We start from the raw sequence: 17,085 nt of genomic DNA, 5'->3' as shown, positions 1-17,085 counted from the left end.
GGGTAGCTCAGCCCCGTCATCTCCACGATTTGCATGATCTTGATGCCTTTTTTGTACAACCTCACGACTTGCTTGCGACGCTCGTGAAGTTGCTCCAGTGTTTGCTTTCTTGCGCTTTCTTTTTCCATCAAGCTTCGACACAAAAAATCGAAGAAAGTTCAGACTTTATGGGGCCTTATCTATAGTGGGCCCTGTTCCAGGTCACAGCGCTTGACCTACCGAAAAACAGGGGTGGCAGGTTGCGAACTGCTCTCTTGCGGCATCAGAGAGACGTTTCCAGGGACCAGCGATGGACCCCAGCCGCGCGGCGCACACCGGTGAATCTACCTGGCTGGCTGAATGTCGGTAACAACAATAGCCCCGCCAGCTTTCTCGGCGCTGAAGCGAACTTTTTCGCCAACTTTTGCTTTGCTCAGCAGTGCGACGTCCTTGACCTGAAACACCATAGTCATGCCTGGCATGTCGAGGTTCTTGATTTCGCCATGCTTGATCGTGACTTTATTGTTTGTCAGGTCAATCTTTCTGATTTCGCCGGCAGCCATATCGGATGACGTCGCCGCCACCGCAGTCGTTTTTGCGAATTCGGCGCCTGTTGGTGCGCTCGCATGAGATGCAGCCTGAGCCGTGCCAGCCAGCGTGGTGACGAGGATTAGCAGGGTGTTGAGAGTTTTCATGGATTTTTCCTGGAGAAGTTAAAGGTACTCGGGGGATGGCCCCGTCTGCGTCGGCTCAGTGCTTGTGTTCAGCAGAGTGCAATTTTTGTTGAGCCGTCCGGTCGGCAGCTACGTTTACCGCGCCTTTCATACCCGCGTCGTAGTGACCGGGCTGCAGGCAGGCAAAGTCGATTTTTCCTGTTTTCGTAAACTGCCAGATGATTTCACCGGTTTTGCCTGGCGCCACAGAAATCATGTTTTCATCGGCATGCTCCATCTCCGGATTTTTCTTCATCACCTCGTAATGTTCTTTGAGTTCCCTGGCAGTGCCCAGCACCATCTCGTGCTTGATCTTGCCGGAGTTCTGCACGACGAAGCGAATGGTCTCACCTTGCTTGACAGCAAGGTCAGCCGACGTGAAACGCATGTTGTCCGTCATGTCAACGTTGATGGTGCGGGTCACATTGGCTGATTTCCCGGGTTTTCCGATGGCGCTTCCTTCATGACCGCCTGTATGAGCGCCCGAGGCGAAGCTTGCTGCCGAGGCAGCGCCGAGGAGAAGGGCCAAAGTGGCGGTGCGAAGGCGATAGGTCATAGTGATTCCTGAAAGAGGAGGAGCTGGTCCAGCTCCTGGGACATCAAGGCCCGGCTGAATGCATACCCGGGATCTTTGCGAGGCAGACTCTGCATCACAGGTATGACTCTACAAAAGGGGACCCCACATCACGATGACTCGAAGATTACGAATTTGTTATCAGATAGCCAACAAAAGGGAGGCAGGGGTGAATCCATGAAATGCGGACTAGGTCCACGTTGGCGAACACGGTTTATCCCACCACCGGTTGAAATGCCAAAGTGAACGTCGTTTCGCCGCCCCGAGAACTGAGCGCCTTCACCTGCCCGCCGTGGGCTGCCATGATAGAGCGCACAATGGCCAGTCCCAGCCCTGTACCACCGTCCAGGCGCGCGCGGCCAGAGTCAATACGATAAAAGCGGTCAAAAATCCGCTCCAGATGCTGCGGTGCAATGATGTCGCCAGAATTGGTCACCGCAAGAGTGACTTGGTCCGCCTTTTCTTTGATTGCGACATGGATCGTCGATTTCACGGCTGCATGGCGTATCGCGTTTGACAGCAAATTTGTGATCGCGCGCTGTACCAAAAGGCGTTCCGCCATCACTGTGGCCGCGCCAGCCACTTTGACGCTCACACCGCGTTCTTCCGCGATCAGCGACAGATAGTCGGCGATCCGTAAAGACTCTTCGACAAGGTCTACCCGTTCGCGGTGCAACGGGTCCTGATGGTGGTCCGAGCGGGCAATGAAGAGCATCTCGGAGATCAGGCGCGACAGGCGCTCGAGCTCTTCAATGTTGCCTTCGAGTACCTCTTGTAGTTCGGCGCCTGTGCGGGGAAGAGACAGCGCCACCTGCGTTCTTCCCATGAGCGTGGAAACCGGCGTACGCATCTCATGCGCAAGCTCCCCAGAAAAGTCTTGCAAGCGCTGGTAACCTGCATCGATACGCTCCATCATGCCGTTGAACTCTTCTGCGAGCTCGTACAGTTCGGTGGGCAGGCCGGCGGAAGATATTCGGTGGCTGAGGGATTGCACGCCGGTGGCTGCGGCCAGGCGGTGGAACCGCCGCAAAGGCGCCAGGCTGGTGCGCGCTATGAGCCAGGCGCCGAGCGCGACGATCATCAACAAAAGGGGCCAACCGACCAGTGTGGTCTGGATAAACCCTTTCAGCAGCCGGCGATCATGGCGGCGGTCGAGCGACAGGTAATACTGCACCTCTGTCCCGTTGCCGAGCGTGCTGCGCCCCCGGATAGCGTCAAATCGCTCTCCTGTCGCTGCCACCCATGGTTGGACCAGTGTCGAATCGGGTGGGATCGCGATCAGTGATTGCACTGATTGTTGAGCGAGCAGCGAAAAACTCGCCACGATTTGACCACTGGCGGGGTTGGCCAGCGCTAAATGCAGGTCGTCGTGGCCAATCAGTAAATCGCTGAAGCGGTGTTTGTTGGCATTCAGGTCTTCCAGCGAGGGACTCTCAGACAGAACATGAACCAGTAGATCGCGCTTGCCCAACAGCTCGGTTTTAGTCCGGGCATCCAGCTGATGAGACAGGGCGTAAAACCCGATCACGATGGCCGTCCCTGTCACCAGAAAGCCAAAGAATGCGCTAGCCAGCGCAATGCTGGCCGCAAGAGAATTCCCAGCCCAGAATCTGAGGCGTCGACCGGGTGTCACAGTGCGCCTCGCCGCTCCAGCACATAGCCCACGCCGCGCACGGTGTGGATCAACTTCTCGTCAAAAGGGTCATCGATCTTGGCGCGCAGCCGCCGTATCGCCACTTCCACCACGTTGGTGTCCGAGTCGAAATGAATATCCCAGACCAGAGAGGCTATCTGTGTTCTCGACAGGACTTCTCCGGTTTTCTGGGCTAGAAGGGACAACAGGGCAAACTCCTTGGCCGACAGGTCAATGCGCTGGCCGGCGCGGGTCGCGCGGTGGCGTACCGAGTCGATTTCCAGATCTGCTGTGCGCAGCACTTGCTCTATGGCGGCGGGTTGACCACGTTTGAGGATGGCCTTGACGCGCCCCAGCAGCTCGGGAAACTGGAACGGCTTGACCAGGTAGTCGTCAGCGCCGAGGTGGAAGCCGCGCACCTTGTCGTCCGTGTCTCCGCGCGCGGTGAGCATGAGCACCGGCAGTTCCCGGGAACTGCGTAACGCCGAAAGAACCGTAAATCCGTCTATGCCCGGCAGCATGGCATCAAGAATGACGAGGTCATGGTCGCCGGTGACAGCCGCGTGCAGCCCGTCCGTACCATTGTGGGCAACCTCTACCGCATAACCGTTTTCGCTCAGGCCTTTGCGCAGATAGTCAGCGGCCTTGGGCTCATCTTCAATAACCAGAATTTTCAAAACAAGCCTCGATTGAAATAACGCATTTGTAATCTCCGGGTCAGGACCGTGTCGCCCCTGCATATCTACATTAAGAACCGTGATGCAACATTTGCATCGCAGTGGTTCCCAAGGTTGGGGCTGCACTTTGCAATCGATATTAAAGGAGTTTGATCATGTCGTTCCGTAAAACCGTATTTGTCCTCGCACTTGTGAGTGCATCCATTCCTGCCGCTTTTGCCAACAGCGGCAGCACGTGGGTCGGCGGAGAGTTGGGCTTTGAAAGTCACCCCGTTCAAAGTAGCAAAACCCGTGCAGTTGTCCAAAAGGAATTTGAAGCCTTTCGGGCGGACCCAGTTACTGCTGACGGCGGCACGCTGGTAGGTGGTGAGGCTGGGTATATCCGTGCCCAGCACAGCTATGCTTTTCAAGGCGGCAAGCTGGTTCATACCGACACCATCGCGCACAACACGCCGAAGCCGTCTCTGGTCATGACGGATGTGGAACGTCAACTGTTCCAGAAACAATACATCAACTGAAGGAAGCGATATAGCGGGGCCGGCTGAGTTTCAGCCGGCCCTTTTTGCACGCCTGTCGATTTGGCATACTGCATGAGGGCCGACCCAAACGGTTCATTCGCGACCAGCGAATGTGTGGGTGTCATTCAAAGGTAGAACGCGACAGGCCTGAGAGAAAATTCTCAGGCCTGTCTGTTTGTGCGGCAAAGACTTGTTGATCGGCGATTGCCGCTTGATCAATCGCCTGCTGCTTCAAGTATCAAGATCCTATTTTGGCGTTCCCTGGAGCTTTGGTTCTTTATGGGGTTTGGCTTCACGCGCCGCCGCTCGTTCTTGACCTTTGATTTCAGGTGCGTTGGCTTTCGGGATGCCGGAGCCCTCACCACGGGCAGTCGCGCCTTCCGCTGGTTTTTTCAGGGGGATTGCGGGCCGCGCGTTTTTGTGTGCCTCGCCGTGGGCTTGTGCTTTGCTGTTTGTGAGCGGTGTCGCTTCCTGTGTGTCAGTGGCGGCAAATGCGGTGGAAAGCGTAAGGATAAGGCCAGTGCCCAATAGTATTTTCTTCATCAGTAGCTTTCTGTTAAGCGGCATAGTGCCAGTTTGAAACCAATCGTCTTCCGGCTCCTCTGTATGCTTTGCACCGGTCCAATTAGTGCGAAGCGCTTGCCAAAAGACGAGTCAATGTGATGCGATTTCCGCACTACATAAACAAGTTTAGTAAGGCGGAGGCGGCAAGCCCCTGACCGCCCGATTACAAATTCGTCATATACGATGAGTCGCTGGAAGGTTCTGATGACTTTGTTTGGGCGGGCTCAGAAACGGATAAACCATCTGCTGCGCATACGCATGCGGCACAGGATCACCTTCAATACCTATCGGACCGAGCGGCTCCTTGGGATCCGAAAACGTTCCAAACAATCGATCCCAGACTAGCCAGAACTCTCCAAAGTTCACCTGCGCGTCCTCGTACCTTTGGCGGTGATGCCAGCGATGCAACTGGGCCACTCCCAGCACATGCCGGAATGGGCCCACCCGGTAGTCGAGATTTGCATGCTGGAAAGCAAGGTGAACCGCAAGAATTGCAAACCAGCCACCGACCACCAGCGTCGGTGCGCCCAGCAGGCCCAACACCAGTAGGCCGGGGCCGGCCATCACCGCTGCATGAAGCGGATGTCGACGCTCGCCGTTAAGCCAATACAGACGATGGGATGAATGGTGGATGCTGTGCAAACGCCATAGGAACTCATGACGGTGACTCAGCCGATGCATGGCATAGAGTGATATATCCAGCGGGAGTCCTGCGAGAAAAACCTGCGCAACAAAAGGCCAGTCGCTGGGCCAGTAGAGTCCTGGCCAGTCAACAACTCCTCGCAGCCAGACAAGTGTCAACACCGCCGCATGCAACACCGCCAGGTTGACCACGGCGTGCACAACGTCAGCTGGCCAGTCGGCGTCAGACTCCTGCCATTGCTGCTTGTACGGAAGAAGCCGCTCCAACAAGGCGACAGCGGTCAACCCTATCGCAGCGGCCATGGACAGCCAGAGCAAAGGGATGGGGGTGCCCGGCGCAAATGCGACGGCAATGACCACAGCGGTCATGATGAGGGGGGAAGAACCAAAACGAATCGACAAGCGGGCGGCAGGTGGCATGGGTAACTCCAGATTCCAGATGGGATTGAAATTTCGTTTTCCCGTCTCAAACCTGGCCGCGCTTGATCAAACCTGCTGTTTTCCAAAGTCAATCCTCGCGACGGGCTCAGCATTCAGGGCCTGGACGATCTGCTGCATCGGAAAACCCACGTCACTGACAGGAATCACCACACTGGCGAGAGCGTTCGGCGTGATGCCGAAAGCAGACACGAAGGTGCGGCTCAGGTGAGCGCTGTCGGCAAAGCCAGCAAAGTGCGCGGCTTCGGTGAGGTTGCCGCCCTGCGCCAGGCTGCGAACTGCAGCCTGCAGGCGCAGCCAGCGTACATAGGGCCGAAACGGTAGACCCAGCGTATCGGTAAACCAGTGCAAAAACCGTGATGGCGAAATCCCCACCCATTTCGCAACCTCGTGCGCCCGCAACGGTTTGTCCAGGCTTTCCTCAAGGTGCCTCAGCACTTTGGTAAGCCGTGCGTCGGCTTCGATTGGCTCCGGATCTGAAGCTGCCTCTCCGTTCGCCGCGTTGGGCCCTGGCGAGACCGACAGGATGGCACTCAATTGCATGGCTTCGTGGAGCGTGAGCGCAGATAGACTGCCACCGGCGCGCTCTACGCACCATTGCGCGCCCTCTATCTCAGGGGTGATATAAATCGTCTGCAGCCATACGACAGGCTCCACCCGACGTACGGCAGCACTGCACGCCACATAGCCAGGGCCGCGAACCGCACCTTGCTCACCGACGGCAACCAAGTCAGTATCGAGTGACCATGCTATTTGATGCGCATGGTGGTGATGGGCCCGGTTCTGGTTGACAGGTCCCGCGTACAAGGCCCATCCGCGATGAATGCTCAACTGGGGTTTGGGACCGGTTGAAGTTGCCATCGGGGCTCGGGAGGTTTTGTTAACTTTTTTCTTGGCTCTAAGCCGCATTGCTTTTGACATTCGCGCGGACGTCGACCCCTTCCCGGGGCACCCGCAATTCTGCGAGAGCAATGCCCTGCCACCAGATCGAGAGCGCCCCGATCGCGGCAATGCTCAGCAAATTTGCCGCCTCTACCACCAACACCATTGCCAGCGCCTGTTCGTTTGGCACGTCCATGAGACCCAGAACGAAGATGCCGCCGATGATGAAGCTGCCTGCTACTCGGGCAAAGTGGCCCAGGATGATCAGAAATCCCAAAAATACCAGAATGAAGACATATTGCGCGGGTGCCAGCACCACCCCAAAAGCCAGGCCAGCCCAGAGAAAGTGGCTCGCCGCCAGGAGCTTGATGGCAAGGCTGGCAAACATGATGGCTGTTCCCCGCCACTTATTGTTCGGCCAGACGATACCGTCGCTGAATGATAGGGCCAGACGTGAAATGGGCTGGCTCAAACGGGCAGGCAAGCGTTTGATGAGTCCGGCACCCCTCCCGTGTTGCGAGAGCATGCCGCGTTTATAGGCCCATAACGCACACCCCACCAGCACAAAAAACAACAGGCTGCCTGCGCCGCTCCAGATCAAGCCGGTCCGGATACCCCCCGTCGGATCGGCAAATGCAACTGCGAATAAAGCAATGGGCACCAGACAGGCAAAAATCACACCGTCGGTGATGCGGTCCAGCCCGACGGTGGCCAGCACGGCCGGCAGTTTCAGTTGATCACTTCGCGCAATGATCCACGAACGGGCAATCGTTCCAAAACCAAACGGGATCAGGCTGGCGATCAGGTAGCCCGCCATCACGGCACCGAACAGGCGCAGGGTGCTGATCAATTTTAACGGGCTCAGAATCTGGCGCCATTTCCAAGCGCGCACCAGTTGCTCCGTGACCAGGCTTGCCGGCACCAGCGCAAGGTAAAAAAGATCAGCGCCGGCCAGCGTGGTGACAAAGCGGTCGAGATCGAAACGACGCAATACCCACATAAGCGATGCCAAACCGACCGATGCACCAGCCCAAGGCAGCCAGCGGCGGCGGGATGGCGCTGGCGCTGCGACCGTCATTTGCGCACCTCGATACCGTCAAGATAATCAATATGGCTTTGGGGTAAGCGTCGCTCTCGCGCTGCATCGCGAATCAAGGCCATGTACTTCTTTCTGGGCTTGCCTCGCGCTCCAAGGGAGCGTCGCACCTGATAGGTAACCGCGGGCACGCGGTTGCCCGCTTGATCTCCGATATCAATCCACAAATAACCATATAGCCTGCCTTCACTGTTATCGCGACGGGCTTTGATCGAGGCGCCTCAGCACCATGGTCAGCCGCGCGACGATTGCGCGTGGCTCTGGAACTGAAACGGCTTCTCCGATTGACGCCCTGTCTATGGCGACACCGACAGGATGACACTTAATTGCACGGCCTCGTGGTACGTGAGCACAGCAAGACTGCAAGACGCCTCCAGCAAAGATTGGCCGTCGCTTGCGTACGATGACATGGACTGTGCAGACAGCCCATGTCATTGTTCCTTTTCTTTTTTTTGCTTTACTTCGCGGGCTGAATATCTGTGACAACAATGGCACCGCCGGCTTTCTCTGCCTTGAAGCGGATTTTGTCACCGACTTTTGCTTTACCCAGCAGTGCGGCGTCCTTGACCTGGAACACCATGGTCATGCCAGGCATGTCCAGGTTTTTGATCTCACCGTGTTTGATGGTGATCTTTTTGTTGTCCATGTCTACTTTGCGGACTTCGCCATCAGCCATGTCAGCCGGCATCGCAACGGCAGCGTCTTTTTTTGCTTCTCCGGCGGCCATGGGCGCGCCAGCGTGAGAGGCCGAATAGGCAGAGGCAGCTCCGGTGAGCATGGCGGCAAGAATCAAAAGGGTTTTGAGGTTTTTCATGGTGTGTTCTTTCAGGATTTAACGGAAGGGTTTGAGGGGTAAGACTTGTAAACGCGCGAGCCGCCATCTTCGAGAACAAGCAGTACGTCGTAGGCATCAACACGTCCGCGGTAAGGCGCGGTGTCCATGCCGGGTGAGCCGACCGGCATGCCGGGAACAGCCAGGCCGATGGCCTTGGGTTTTTCTTTCAGCAAGCGTTGAATCTCGCGAGCGGGCACATGCCCTTCGAGGGCATAGTCGCCCACTTTTGCGGTGTGGCAGGAGCCCATCTTTTCCGGAATGCGCAGCCGGGTACGAGCTGCTGCGTTGCCGCTGTCGTTGACTTTGACTTCAAAGCCGTTGGCTTCCAGGTGAACCACCCAGTCTTTGCAGCAGCCGCAATTCGGGTCTTTCCAGACCTCAACCTGCGGGCGGGTTTGTGCCACAAGCCATGGGGACGCGGCTACAGCCGTGAGGCCCGCGATGGTCTGGAGAATCAAACGTCTTTGCATGATGGTTTCCCGTGAGATTTGGTGATGCTTGGTAATGTTTAGCGGGCGGCAACTGTGATCTTGCCGACCATGCCAGCCTGGTAGTGGCCGGCGATCAGGCAGGCAAAGTCAAAGCTGCCAGGTTTGTTGAAGGTCCAGATGATCCCGCCGGTTTTACCCGGCGCTACGTGTGCCATGTAGGGCTCCTCGTGCTCCATGCCAGGAAACTTCATCATCAGCGCGGCATGTTCGTCCAGATCCTTTTTGTTGCCAATCACCATTTCATGCATGACCTTGCCACTGTTCTTGATCACGAACTTGATGGTCTCGCCCTGCTTGACGTCAATCTTGTCGGGCGTAAAGCGCATGTTGTCCGACATGTTGAAAGTGATGGTGCGGGTGACGGCTTTGGCTTCACCTGCGATGCCCCACTCCTTTTGCTCTTTTTTGACAGGGCCGGCTTTTTTGGCATGGGCCTCGTCACCGTGGGCGAAAGCCAAAGTGCTGGCGCCAGTGATGAGTGCAGCCAGGAGGGTAGAGGTTAATTTATTCATGTTGGGTTTCTTTCAGTAGAGATAGGTGTTCAGTGCTTCATGCCGCCCATGCTGCCCTTGCCACCCATGACGGGCTTGCGGACCTGGACTTCAACGTCTTTCATTGGCATGTTCTGCGCTTTCATGGTTTGTCCGCCTTCGGCTGCAAAACGTGCTGGATTCGGCAGGGCGCCTGTCCACTCGTAGGCCACTTCACCGGGCGGGTGTTTGTACCAGCCCGGGTCTTTGTAGTCGCCGGCTTTCTGGTTCTTGCGCACCTTGACCACCGAGAACATGCCGCCCATTTCGACCGAGCCAAACGGGCCGGCGCCAGACATCATGGGTGCAGTGTTGTCGGGTATCGGCATCTCCATTTCGGTCATGTCGGCCATGCCGCGTTCACCCATGACCATGTAGTCGGGTATGACGTTGGTGATGTCTTTCACCACCTGGCGGTGGTCCACACCGATCAACGTGGGCACGTCGTGGCCCATGGCGTTCATGGTGTGGTGGCTTTTGTGGCAATGAAAGGCCCAGTCGCCTTCTTCATCGGCCAGAAACTCGATCTGGCGCATCTGGCCCACAGCCACGTCGGTGGTGACTTCATACCAGCGGGTGGATTTCGGTGTCGGTCCGCCGTCGGTGCCGGTTACCAGAAACTCATGACCGTGCAGATGGATCGGGTGGTTGGTCATCGTGAGGTTGCCCATGCGGATGCGGACCTTGTCGTTCTTGCGCACCACCAGCGGGTCAATGCCGGGAAAGACCCGGCTGTTCCAGCTCCACAGGTTGAAGTCCAGCATGGTCATGATCTTCGGTGTGTAGGCCCCCGGGTCGATGTCGTAGGCGTTTAGCAAAAAGACAAAGTCGCGATCCACCTCATCGATCAAGGGATGCTTTGCCTTGGGGTGGGTGATCCAGAAACCCATCATGCCCATGGCCATCTGCGTCATCTCATCGGCATGCGGGTGGTACATGAAGGTACCGGGGCGCCGCGCCACGAACTCGTAGACAAAGGTCTTGCCCACCGGGATTGCGGGCTGGTTCAGACCCGTTACGCCATCCATGCCGTTGGGCAGGCGCTGGCCGTGCCAGTGAATGCTGGTGTGCTCCGGCAGTTTGTTGGTGACGAAGATGCGCACACGGTCGCCTTCCACCACCTCAATCGTCGGGCCGGGCGACTGGCCGTTGTAGCCCCACAGGTGGGCTTTGAAGCCGGGCGACATTTCGCGTACCACGGGTTCGGCCACCAGGTGGAATTCCTTGACGCCTTGGTTCATGCGCCAGGGCAGCGTCCAGCCATTGAGCGTGACCACCGGGTTGTAGGGCCTGCCGGTATTGGGAACCAGCGGCGCCATGGTGTCGGGTTTGGTTTGTATCACCGGCTCAGGCAGGGCTGCCATGGCGACCCGGCTGACCGCCGCAGCCGCAACGGCCGTCGTGATGGCGCCCGCGCCTGCGAGAAAATTTCTTCTGTTGTTCATGTGTGTGATCCGTTTGATTTTTTTCAGTGGCCAGCTTCGGCGGCGGCACTGCCGCCAGCCACGGACATCGCGCCCATGGCTGTGGGTTTGCCGGTCATGGATGCGCTGAGAGCGGCATCGGCAAGCCAGAACTGCTGGTAGGCATTGATCGCTGCCATGACGCTGGAAATCTGGCTGCGGTTGTCTGCCAGCAGCTCGAACACGCCGATCAACATGCCGTTGTAGCGCAGCACGTTTTCGTCAGCCATTATTTTGCGCAGTGGCACGATCTCGTCGCGGTAGTGCCTGGCAACGTCGTACGCGGTACGGTAGGCCGAATAGCTTTCACGCAGTTGCGACGACGCACCGCGAACGGTACTTTCATAACGGCTGGCAGCCGCCAGTGATTGCGCGTTCATTGCGTCGCGCTTTGCCGAGCCCCAGTCGAAGATCGGCAGCCGTATGTCAAGCTCGTAACCTTTGCGGTTTGACCGGGTTCCTTCGGCGTTGTCAAACACCGTGTCACGCCGAATGCCAAGCTCGACATCAATCAGGCTGGTAATCAGGTTCAAGCCCTGGGATTGTCCAGCGGCGTCCAGCTGGCTGCGCGCCATTTGTACATCCAGTCGCTGTGCGCTGGCCCCCGCGCTGACTGCTGCGGCCTCGCGTGATGCCTTGGGCAGGTCGGGCAGGCGCTCGGGCAGCTTCAATTGAGCCGCTTGTTCGTCAGTCAGGCCAAGGAGGCGGGTCAGTTCTTCACGGGCAGCGGTTGCGGCATGTTGGCTGGCGGCCAGCTGCGCGGTGGCATCGGCATAAAAAACCTGCTGGCGTGCCCGCTGCAGCTTGTTAAAGTTGCCCACTTGCTGCATCCGCCTGGCCAGCTCTGCACTGGCCTGTGCGCTGGCGCGGACCTGCTGCGCATATTGAAGCGACTGCTGCGCCCCCACCGCCCGTACCCAGGCCTGGCGGACCTGCGTGACCTGCTCGACGACGTTGGCGCTCAGTTGCACCCGGGCTTGCGCGACCTGGCTGCTGGCAATCGCCTGACGACGCGGCAAGGTCAGCAGATCCAGCAACCCAAACGACAGCAGGCGGCCTATCTCAAGCTCGCTACCAGAGCGAACCCGTTCGAAATTGAAAATCGGGTTGGCGATTCGGCCGCCTTGATTGGCCAGCGACATGTCGGCCCAGCTTTGAGCCAGCAGCGTCTGCATCGCCGGGCTGTTGGCCAACGCCAGCTGCACGGCTTCATCCATGCCCAGTGGATTTGCAAGCAGCTCGCTACTCAATGTGGCTCTGGCCTGCCGTTGTTGGTCGGTGCGGCTCAGCGCCAGCTTGCCTTGTGTAAAAGCGCTGGCGCCACTGTTGGTGTCGCTGATGGTCTGGTCGATATTGACCGACGCGCAGCCGGCAAGAACAGCAATTGCGGCGCCTGAAACGCACAGTTTAAAGAGTGATGTCATGGTTTTGCTCCACGGTTTCCGGCAGGGGCAGGGGGCTCTGCTTCAGTTCTGCTCGCCTCCTTGGCATAAGCGCGCCAGCCGCCAATCCGGGCCACGGCGTCATTGGCCTCTTTCCAGTTGCCGGTCTTTTCGTCGGTGTAAGGCTTGTAGCCCTCCAGGGCCGACTGAAAGGCCACGGGGGCTGCCACGGCTGCTGGGGCATTGCCGGCAGACGCGGGCGCTGCCGGGGCGGGCTGGGAATGCGCAGCGGCAACCCACAGCGGCAGGGTGAGCAAGGCAAGCTGCTGAGGCAGCTTGAAAAAGCAAGGAATGGTCACAAAAATCTCCTGAAATACATGCGGGGCGATTGAAAAATCGCGTTGTGCCGGGATGCCAAGGGCTGTCAGGCCCTTGCCGGTGCAAGTACAGGCCCAGTTCGGGCCTGGAGGTCAGGAGATGGGTGGTTTTTGGCCCTGCGCGGCGAACGCGCTGGCAAAAAGGGTGCTCGGCGACTGCTGCAGCGTGGGTGGCGACAGCACGGCAAGCTTGCGTGTGTCCTGCAGCGACAAAGCGACCGTGTGGCAGGCCTGGCACGCCGTGCAGGTGTCGCAGTGTGCATCGACCCCTACGGCATTTCCCGCAGCGCCATGGCCTGCGCAGTCCGGTACCGCCTGGGCCGCCTGCTCCTGCAGACTTGCAGGGTCAAAATGGCGGTTGGCCCCAGCTGGATCGGTATGGTCCGCTACTGTTTTCGTAGCAATCTGAAGCTGCGCCACGCCGCTGGTTGCCATTTCAGTCGCCATCACGTCACCGACCCAGCCGCGCAAAGGCAGCAGGGCGATCAAGAGGGCGAAGAGCAAATGGCGCATACGGTAATGATAAGTCGGCTTCGGGAAAGTTCAATTGTTCAGTGGCTATTGCTTATTGCTGCTGCAAGGTCTTTGTGCGCCCATCCGCTCATGCGTGGTGGTCCCGGCGCAATTCCTCGCGTGCCTGCCTGAACACGGAATATGCCCCGGTGATCGCCAGCGCCGCCATCGCGGCGGCGACGGCCAGATCGGGCCAGGCGCTGCCTGTGCCGAAAACGCCGAGTGCGGCCAGCATCACGGCCACGTTGCCGATGGCGTCGTTGCGTGAACACAGCCACACGCTGCGCATGTTGGCGTCGCCTTCGCGGTACGCATACAGCAGGGCGGCCACCCCCACATTGGCGATGAGCGCGAGCAGGCCAATGGCGCCCATGGTCAAAGCCTCAGGCGCGCCGCCCTGCGTGGCGACCCAGAACGCGCGAGCCAGCACAAACACGCCGAAGCCCAGCATGCTGGCGGCCTTGAGCAGGGCGGCGCGGGCACGCCACACCAGTCCCATGGACAACACCGCCAGCGACACGCCGTAGTTGGCCGCGTCGCCGAAGAAATCAATCGCATCGGCAAGCAGTGAGACAGAGCCCGACTGCAGGCCAGCGCCGATTTCGATGCCGAACATGGCGAGGTTGACGGCCAGCGCGACCCACAGAATGCGTCGGTAGCGCGGGCTGTTGGCTTGAGCCGCGCTGGGCTTGGGGTCGTGGTCACAGCAGTGGGCAGACATTGAAGGTTTCTCCAGAAATTGGGCTTGATGGCATGATTGGAAACCCTCAAGTCACTTCAAGGTCAAGCGATGCCGGTTTCAAGTCCATCCTCCGCCCGGGGTTACCAGATCGGCGAGGCTGCGCGGCAAAGCGGCGTCAGTGCGGCGAATATCCGGTTTTATGAGAAAGAAAAGCTTCTCAGCCCTCATGGGCGAAGCGATAACAGCTATCGATTTTATAGCGATGGCGACGTGCACCAGTTGCGCTTCATCCGGCTGTGCCGGGCTCTGGACATGTCGCTTGACGAGGTGCGCACCCTGCTGGGCCTGGACCTGAACAACAAGGCCGATTGCGAGGCTGGGTGCGAGGCGCTCGACGGCCACCTTGGCCATGTGCGTGAGCGGCTGGCGGAGTTAAGGGCGCTGGAAAAAGACCTCAAGGCCCTGCGCAACCGCTGCGACGGCAGCAGCGCGCACTGCCACATCATCGAGGCGCTGCACGACCTCGCCGACGCGCAGGCGCCCGGCCCGGCCGGTCCCACCGCGAAAAAGCGCCACGTTTAACGCGAGGTTGAAGGCGTGTTCGCCGTGATGTAGGTCAGCCGTTCCGCCAGCAAGTCCGCGTCGGTATAACCATTGGTGAGGACTTGCGCCTGACCGCCTGCGACCGCGAGCAGTGTCGGAAAGCCCTGCACACCCCAGCGCTGGGCCTGTGCAAAATCGTCACGCGTGCGTTGCTGCATCGCCTCGCTGTCAAAGTCGCGCAGAAAGTTGATATGGCCCCAGGCTTCTTTGGTGCGGCCATGCACCTCGTCCCAAATCTCACCGAGCACCGCGGCCTTGGTGACATCGCGGCCATGGGCGTAGAAAGCCTGCTGAATCGCGTGGTACATGGCCAGGGCCAGTTGCGGGGCGTGCTCGCGCACGGTCACGACGGCGCGGCAGGCGGGCTCCGTGTCATAAATGAAATCCTCGCGTTCTAACAGCGCGTCTGCGAAAGGCTGGCCCGAGCGCTCGGCGACACCTGCCCAGGCCTGGCGCAGTTTGGCCTTGAGTGTCGCGTCCATGACCTGCGTGTTGTAGGCACGCAAGCCGCCCAGCACGAGCTGCATCGTGATGTCGGGGAAGCGTTGCAGCAACTGACCCAGTGGCACGCCAAAGCCATAACACCAGGAGCACATCGGGTCGCCCACATAAATCAGGGAGACGGCGGCGGGGGCTGTGGGCGTGTTCATTTCGGGGCCTCCTTGTCGAGCTGATGTTGCGCATGCTCCAGCCACTGTTGCAGGCTGCCCAGCAGATCCTTCTGGCTGAAAGAGCAGCTTTCCTCGCTGAAAAGCGCGCTCGACTCCAGCCGGTCCAGCAACTGCTGAAGAACCGGTGCAAACCTGGGCGGCAAGGCCGCAAGCAATTCGCTCTGGTCCCGGGCCAGCTGTGAAAAGGCCGCGACAGTCAACGTGTCGCTGCGCAATTGCAGCAGCCCGCTCTCGATGGTCTTGAGTTGTTGTGTGGGTGTGCTCATGGCTGTCAGGATGCCACAGCGTCGAGCGGCATGGCCTGCCTGGGTTCAAAGGCCAGCGTCAGTAACGCCAGCAAGCCAAACGGTACGCCGACCCAGCTCAGCTGGGACAGGTCCAGGTGGCCGATCAGCGAGCCGCTGATCACCGCCCCCAGCGCGGTGCCCACATACAGCATGGAGCCATTCAGACTCAGCAGCAGCGGTGCCTGCACCGCCGACAGACCGGCCAGCCGACTCTGCTGCGGCGCCATCATGCCGAAACCGGCGATGCCCCAGAGCACCAGCGTGACCAGGGTGGCAGGCGGGTGGCCGCGCGTCAGGGGCAGGACCAGCATCATGGCAACCAGCAGCACCAGCTGCGCACGCAGGCTTCGAATCGGGCCGAAACGGTCATTGGCCCAGCCGCCCGACAGGGTACCGGCGACACCCGCCAGGCCAAAAACTGCCAGCGTGATCGACAGCTGTGTCGGTGACATCGGGTTGAGCGCCTGCAGCACCGGCCCGACATACGCAAAAACGCTGAAGATCGCCATGAAATACAGCAGCGTGCGCAGCCAGACACGCAACACGGCGCTCTGGCGCGCCACTGCACCAAAGCCTGCAAAGCTGGCGCTGGCGCCAGTCATGTTGGCAGGTACCCACCAGCTTGCGGCCACCAGCATCACTCCGCTGGCGACCGCCGACGCCCACACCGGCACGCGCCAGCCGTATTCAAAACCCAGCCAGGCACCGATCGGCACGCCGACGGCATAACTGATGCTCATGCCCAGAAAGGTGATCGACAAAGCCCGGCCGCGCTGCGCCGGGGCTACCAGGCTGACCGCCAGGGCCGAGGCCGCCGCAGAAAACATGGCGCCCGCCCCCATCAGGATGCGCCCCAGCAGCAGCATGGTGAGATTGCCAGAGAGCGCGCACACCACACAGCCAGCGCCAAAAAGTGTCAGCGCAAGCTGGATGACGCGTTTGCGCGGCCAGCGGGCGGTCAGGATGATCAGCACCGGCGCCAGCACCGCCGTGGCAAGTGCGTAGGCGGTCATCGCCTGGCCTGCCGCAGCCAGGCTGACATTGAGCGATTCGCTCAGCGGCACCAGGATGCCGCCGAGCACAAAAGCGCCGCTGCCTATGACGAGGTTGCAGAGCGCGAAAAGATACAGGACAGGCGGCATGGTTGCACAGAGGAAAAAGGCAGTGACAGATGGTTTTGTTCCGATCCGGAAAATGCGGCAGAAATATCAACAAAAATGGGGCTCACCCCTTGTCAGGTGGGCGCAAGCAGCTATCGAAAAAGGAGCGGCTGGCAGGCACAAGCAGGGGCGGCAGCGCCAACAATCAGCGATTGTGCCCTGATGACACGAAAGGCGTGCGGCGCCAGAATTTGGCCATGCCGCCACGGGCTTTGCGCTGTTTGGCCCGGCACTCCAACTGGGTCTTGCATTGAGGCGAAGCCTGGCGGCGCCGCACAGCGCTCAGTCTTGCTGCGTGCCCAGCGTGAAGTAAAACGTTGCACCTTGACCCGGCGCAGAGTCTGCCCAGATGCGCCCGCCATGCCGCGTGACGAT

Annotated in this window: 23 protein-coding genes; 2 read left to right on the top strand and 21 right to left on the bottom strand. The window is 59.4% G+C overall.

The features are described from left to right. From ACESMT_RS02900 to ACESMT_RS02880, 5 genes are all read right to left on the bottom strand, one after another. A partial coding sequence (locus tag ACESMT_RS02900; protein WP_372825075.1) for a helix-turn-helix domain-containing protein occupies window positions 1–128 on the bottom strand: 128 nt, incomplete at its 3' end. A gap of 195 nt (window positions 129–323) precedes the next feature. Then, on the bottom strand, window positions 324–674 hold the full coding sequence (locus ACESMT_RS02895; protein WP_372825073.1) for a copper-binding protein: 351 nt from the start codon (window positions 672–674) through the stop codon (window positions 324–326). 55 nt (window positions 675–729) lie between these two features. Then, a complete protein-coding gene (locus ACESMT_RS02890) occupies window positions 730–1,248 on the bottom strand; it encodes a plastocyanin/azurin family copper-binding protein (RefSeq protein WP_372825072.1) in 519 nt (172 codons plus the stop codon). A gap of 232 nt (window positions 1,249–1,480) precedes the next feature. Beyond that, a complete protein-coding gene (locus ACESMT_RS02885) occupies window positions 1,481–2,899 on the bottom strand; it encodes a heavy metal sensor histidine kinase (RefSeq protein ID WP_372825071.1) in 1,419 nt (472 codons plus the stop codon). Beyond that, entirely contained in the window at window positions 2,896–3,576 is a 681-nt protein-coding gene (locus ACESMT_RS02880; protein ID WP_372825070.1) for a heavy metal response regulator transcription factor, read from the bottom strand. Before ACESMT_RS02880 ends, ACESMT_RS02885 begins: the two co-directional genes overlap by 4 nt. Window positions 3,577–3,731: 155 nt before the next feature. Between ACESMT_RS02880 and ACESMT_RS02875 the strand changes: the two genes are divergently transcribed. Next, window positions 3,732–4,094, top strand: a complete 363-nt coding sequence (locus ACESMT_RS02875; RefSeq protein ID WP_372825069.1) for a DUF4148 domain-containing protein — start codon at window positions 3,732–3,734, stop codon at window positions 4,092–4,094. A gap of 246 nt (window positions 4,095–4,340) precedes the next feature. Here ACESMT_RS02875 and ACESMT_RS02870 read toward each other — a convergent pair whose 3' ends face one another. From ACESMT_RS02870 to ACESMT_RS02810, 13 genes are all read right to left on the bottom strand, one after another. Beyond that, the gene (locus ACESMT_RS02870) at window positions 4,341–4,637 is read right to left on the bottom strand and encodes a hypothetical protein (RefSeq protein WP_372825068.1); all 297 of its coding nucleotides are present in this window, start codon (window positions 4,635–4,637) and stop codon (window positions 4,341–4,343) included. A gap of 195 nt (window positions 4,638–4,832) precedes the next feature. After that, window positions 4,833–5,720 carry a sterol desaturase family protein gene (locus ACESMT_RS02865; RefSeq protein ID WP_372825067.1) on the bottom strand — a complete coding sequence of 296 codons (888 nt, stop codon included), beginning with the start codon at window positions 5,718–5,720 and terminating at the stop codon, window positions 4,833–4,835. 66 nt (window positions 5,721–5,786) lie between these two features. Continuing rightward, entirely contained in the window at window positions 5,787–6,599 is an 813-nt protein-coding gene (locus tag ACESMT_RS02860; protein WP_372825066.1) for a helix-turn-helix transcriptional regulator, read from the bottom strand. A 37-nt stretch (window positions 6,600–6,636) separates the two neighbouring features. Then, window positions 6,637–7,698, bottom strand: coding sequence for a lysylphosphatidylglycerol synthase transmembrane domain-containing protein (locus tag ACESMT_RS02855; RefSeq protein WP_372825065.1), 1,062 nt, complete (start codon window positions 7,696–7,698; stop codon window positions 6,637–6,639). Continuing rightward, window positions 7,695–7,928, bottom strand: coding sequence for a gamma-glutamylcyclotransferase (locus ACESMT_RS02850; protein ID WP_372825074.1), 234 nt, complete (start codon window positions 7,926–7,928; stop codon window positions 7,695–7,697). The genes ACESMT_RS02855 and ACESMT_RS02850 overlap by 4 nt, the downstream gene beginning before the upstream one ends. 245 nt (window positions 7,929–8,173) lie before the next feature. Then, on the bottom strand, window positions 8,174–8,530 hold the full coding sequence (locus ACESMT_RS02845; RefSeq protein WP_372825064.1) for a copper-binding protein: 357 nt from the start codon (window positions 8,528–8,530) through the stop codon (window positions 8,174–8,176). 11 nt (window positions 8,531–8,541) lie between these two features. After that, window positions 8,542–9,021, bottom strand: a complete 480-nt coding sequence (locus ACESMT_RS02840) for a DUF411 domain-containing protein (RefSeq protein ID WP_372825062.1) — start codon at window positions 9,019–9,021, stop codon at window positions 8,542–8,544. A 38-nt stretch (window positions 9,022–9,059) separates the two neighbouring features. After that, window positions 9,060–9,554 carry a plastocyanin/azurin family copper-binding protein gene (locus tag ACESMT_RS02835; protein ID WP_372825060.1) on the bottom strand — a complete coding sequence of 165 codons (495 nt, stop codon included), beginning with the start codon at window positions 9,552–9,554 and terminating at the stop codon, window positions 9,060–9,062. 29 nt (window positions 9,555–9,583) lie between these two features. Next, the gene (locus ACESMT_RS02830; RefSeq protein ID WP_372825058.1) at window positions 9,584–11,017 is read right to left on the bottom strand and encodes a multicopper oxidase family protein; all 1,434 of its coding nucleotides are present in this window, start codon (window positions 11,015–11,017) and stop codon (window positions 9,584–9,586) included. 23 nt (window positions 11,018–11,040) lie between these two features. Beyond that, entirely contained in the window at window positions 11,041–12,459 is a 1,419-nt protein-coding gene (locus ACESMT_RS02825; protein WP_372825056.1) for a TolC family protein, read from the bottom strand. Next, window positions 12,456–12,776, bottom strand: a complete 321-nt coding sequence (locus tag ACESMT_RS02820; RefSeq protein ID WP_372825054.1) for a hypothetical protein — start codon at window positions 12,774–12,776, stop codon at window positions 12,456–12,458. The genes ACESMT_RS02825 and ACESMT_RS02820 overlap by 4 nt, the downstream gene beginning before the upstream one ends. Before the next feature lie 111 nt (window positions 12,777–12,887). Next, window positions 12,888–13,307, bottom strand: coding sequence for a hypothetical protein (locus ACESMT_RS02815; RefSeq protein ID WP_372825052.1), 420 nt, complete (start codon window positions 13,305–13,307; stop codon window positions 12,888–12,890). Between the two features lie 88 nt (window positions 13,308–13,395). Further along, complete coding sequence (locus ACESMT_RS02810; protein ID WP_372825050.1) at window positions 13,396–14,028, bottom strand: cation transporter; 633 nt, start codon at window positions 14,026–14,028, stop codon at window positions 13,396–13,398. A gap of 69 nt (window positions 14,029–14,097) precedes the next feature. On the opposite strand from ACESMT_RS02810, the gene ACESMT_RS02805 reads away from it, so the two are divergent. After that, window positions 14,098–14,571 (top strand): Cd(II)/Pb(II)-responsive transcriptional regulator, encoded by a 474-nt coding sequence (locus ACESMT_RS02805; RefSeq protein WP_372825048.1) that lies wholly within the window; start codon window positions 14,098–14,100, stop codon window positions 14,569–14,571. Here ACESMT_RS02805 and ACESMT_RS02800 read toward each other — a convergent pair. Genes ACESMT_RS02800 through ACESMT_RS02790 form a run of 3 tightly spaced genes read right to left on the bottom strand, consistent with a single transcriptional unit; the run spans window position 14,568 to window position 16,692 of the window. Further along, entirely contained in the window at window positions 14,568–15,242 is a 675-nt protein-coding gene (locus ACESMT_RS02800; protein WP_372825046.1) for a DsbA family protein, read from the bottom strand. The genes ACESMT_RS02805 and ACESMT_RS02800 overlap by 4 nt on opposite strands. Further along, complete coding sequence (locus ACESMT_RS02795) at window positions 15,239–15,529, bottom strand: hypothetical protein (protein WP_372825044.1); 291 nt, start codon at window positions 15,527–15,529, stop codon at window positions 15,239–15,241. Before ACESMT_RS02795 ends, ACESMT_RS02800 begins: the two co-directional genes overlap by 4 nt. A 5-nt stretch (window positions 15,530–15,534) precedes the next feature. Then, the gene (locus ACESMT_RS02790) at window positions 15,535–16,692 is read right to left on the bottom strand and encodes an MFS transporter (RefSeq protein WP_372825042.1); all 1,158 of its coding nucleotides are present in this window, start codon (window positions 16,690–16,692) and stop codon (window positions 15,535–15,537) included. Window positions 16,693–17,085: the final 393 nt, after the last annotated feature.

The sequence above is a fragment of the Polaromonas sp. genome (assembly GCF_041689105.1).
GTDB lineage: Bacteria > Pseudomonadota > Gammaproteobacteria > Burkholderiales > Burkholderiaceae_C > Polaromonas.
Note: the sequence above shows the minus strand (reverse complement) of the source record. Positions and strands in the feature narration are given on the sequence as shown.

Excerpts from the sequence above, each read along its gene's own strand:
- ACESMT_RS02895 (WP_372825073.1), bottom strand. The coding sequence starts at position 674 with ATGAAAACTCTCAACACCCTGCTAATCCTCGTCACCACGCTGGCTGGC.
- ACESMT_RS02890 (WP_372825072.1), bottom strand. The coding sequence starts at position 1,248 with ATGACCTATCGCCTTCGCACCGCCACTTTGGCCCTTCTCCTCGGCGCT.
- ACESMT_RS02875 (WP_372825069.1), top strand. The coding sequence starts at position 3,732 with ATGTCGTTCCGTAAAACCGTATTTGTCCTCGCACTTGTGAGTGCATCC.
- ACESMT_RS02870 (WP_372825068.1), bottom strand. The coding sequence starts at position 4,637 with ATGAAGAAAATACTATTGGGCACTGGCCTTATCCTTACGCTTTCCACC.
- ACESMT_RS02865 (WP_372825067.1), bottom strand. The coding sequence starts at position 5,720 with ATGCCACCTGCCGCCCGCTTGTCGATTCGTTTTGGTTCTTCCCCCCTC.
- ACESMT_RS02860 (WP_372825066.1), bottom strand. The coding sequence starts at position 6,599 with ATGGCAACTTCAACCGGTCCCAAACCCCAGTTGAGCATTCATCGCGGA.
- ACESMT_RS02855 (WP_372825065.1), bottom strand. The coding sequence starts at position 7,698 with ATGACGGTCGCAGCGCCAGCGCCATCCCGCCGCCGCTGGCTGCCTTGG.
- ACESMT_RS02845 (WP_372825064.1), bottom strand. The coding sequence starts at position 8,530 with ATGAAAAACCTCAAAACCCTTTTGATTCTTGCCGCCATGCTCACCGGA.
- ACESMT_RS02840 (WP_372825062.1), bottom strand. The coding sequence starts at position 9,021 with ATGCAAAGACGTTTGATTCTCCAGACCATCGCGGGCCTCACGGCTGTA.
- ACESMT_RS02835 (WP_372825060.1), bottom strand. The coding sequence starts at position 9,554 with ATGAATAAATTAACCTCTACCCTCCTGGCTGCACTCATCACTGGCGCC.
- ACESMT_RS02830 (WP_372825058.1), bottom strand. The coding sequence starts at position 11,017 with ATGAACAACAGAAGAAATTTTCTCGCAGGCGCGGGCGCCATCACGACG.
- ACESMT_RS02825 (WP_372825056.1), bottom strand. The coding sequence starts at position 12,459 with ATGACATCACTCTTTAAACTGTGCGTTTCAGGCGCCGCAATTGCTGTT.
- ACESMT_RS02815 (WP_372825052.1), bottom strand. The coding sequence starts at position 13,307 with ATGCGCCATTTGCTCTTCGCCCTCTTGATCGCCCTGCTGCCTTTGCGC.
- ACESMT_RS02810 (WP_372825050.1), bottom strand. The coding sequence starts at position 14,028 with ATGTCTGCCCACTGCTGTGACCACGACCCCAAGCCCAGCGCGGCTCAA.
- ACESMT_RS02805 (WP_372825048.1), top strand. The coding sequence starts at position 14,098 with ATGCCGGTTTCAAGTCCATCCTCCGCCCGGGGTTACCAGATCGGCGAG.
- ACESMT_RS02800 (WP_372825046.1), bottom strand. The coding sequence starts at position 15,242 with ATGAACACGCCCACAGCCCCCGCCGCCGTCTCCCTGATTTATGTGGGC.
- ACESMT_RS02795 (WP_372825044.1), bottom strand. The coding sequence starts at position 15,529 with ATGAGCACACCCACACAACAACTCAAGACCATCGAGAGCGGGCTGCTG.
- ACESMT_RS02790 (WP_372825042.1), bottom strand. The coding sequence starts at position 16,692 with ATGCCGCCTGTCCTGTATCTTTTCGCGCTCTGCAACCTCGTCATAGGC.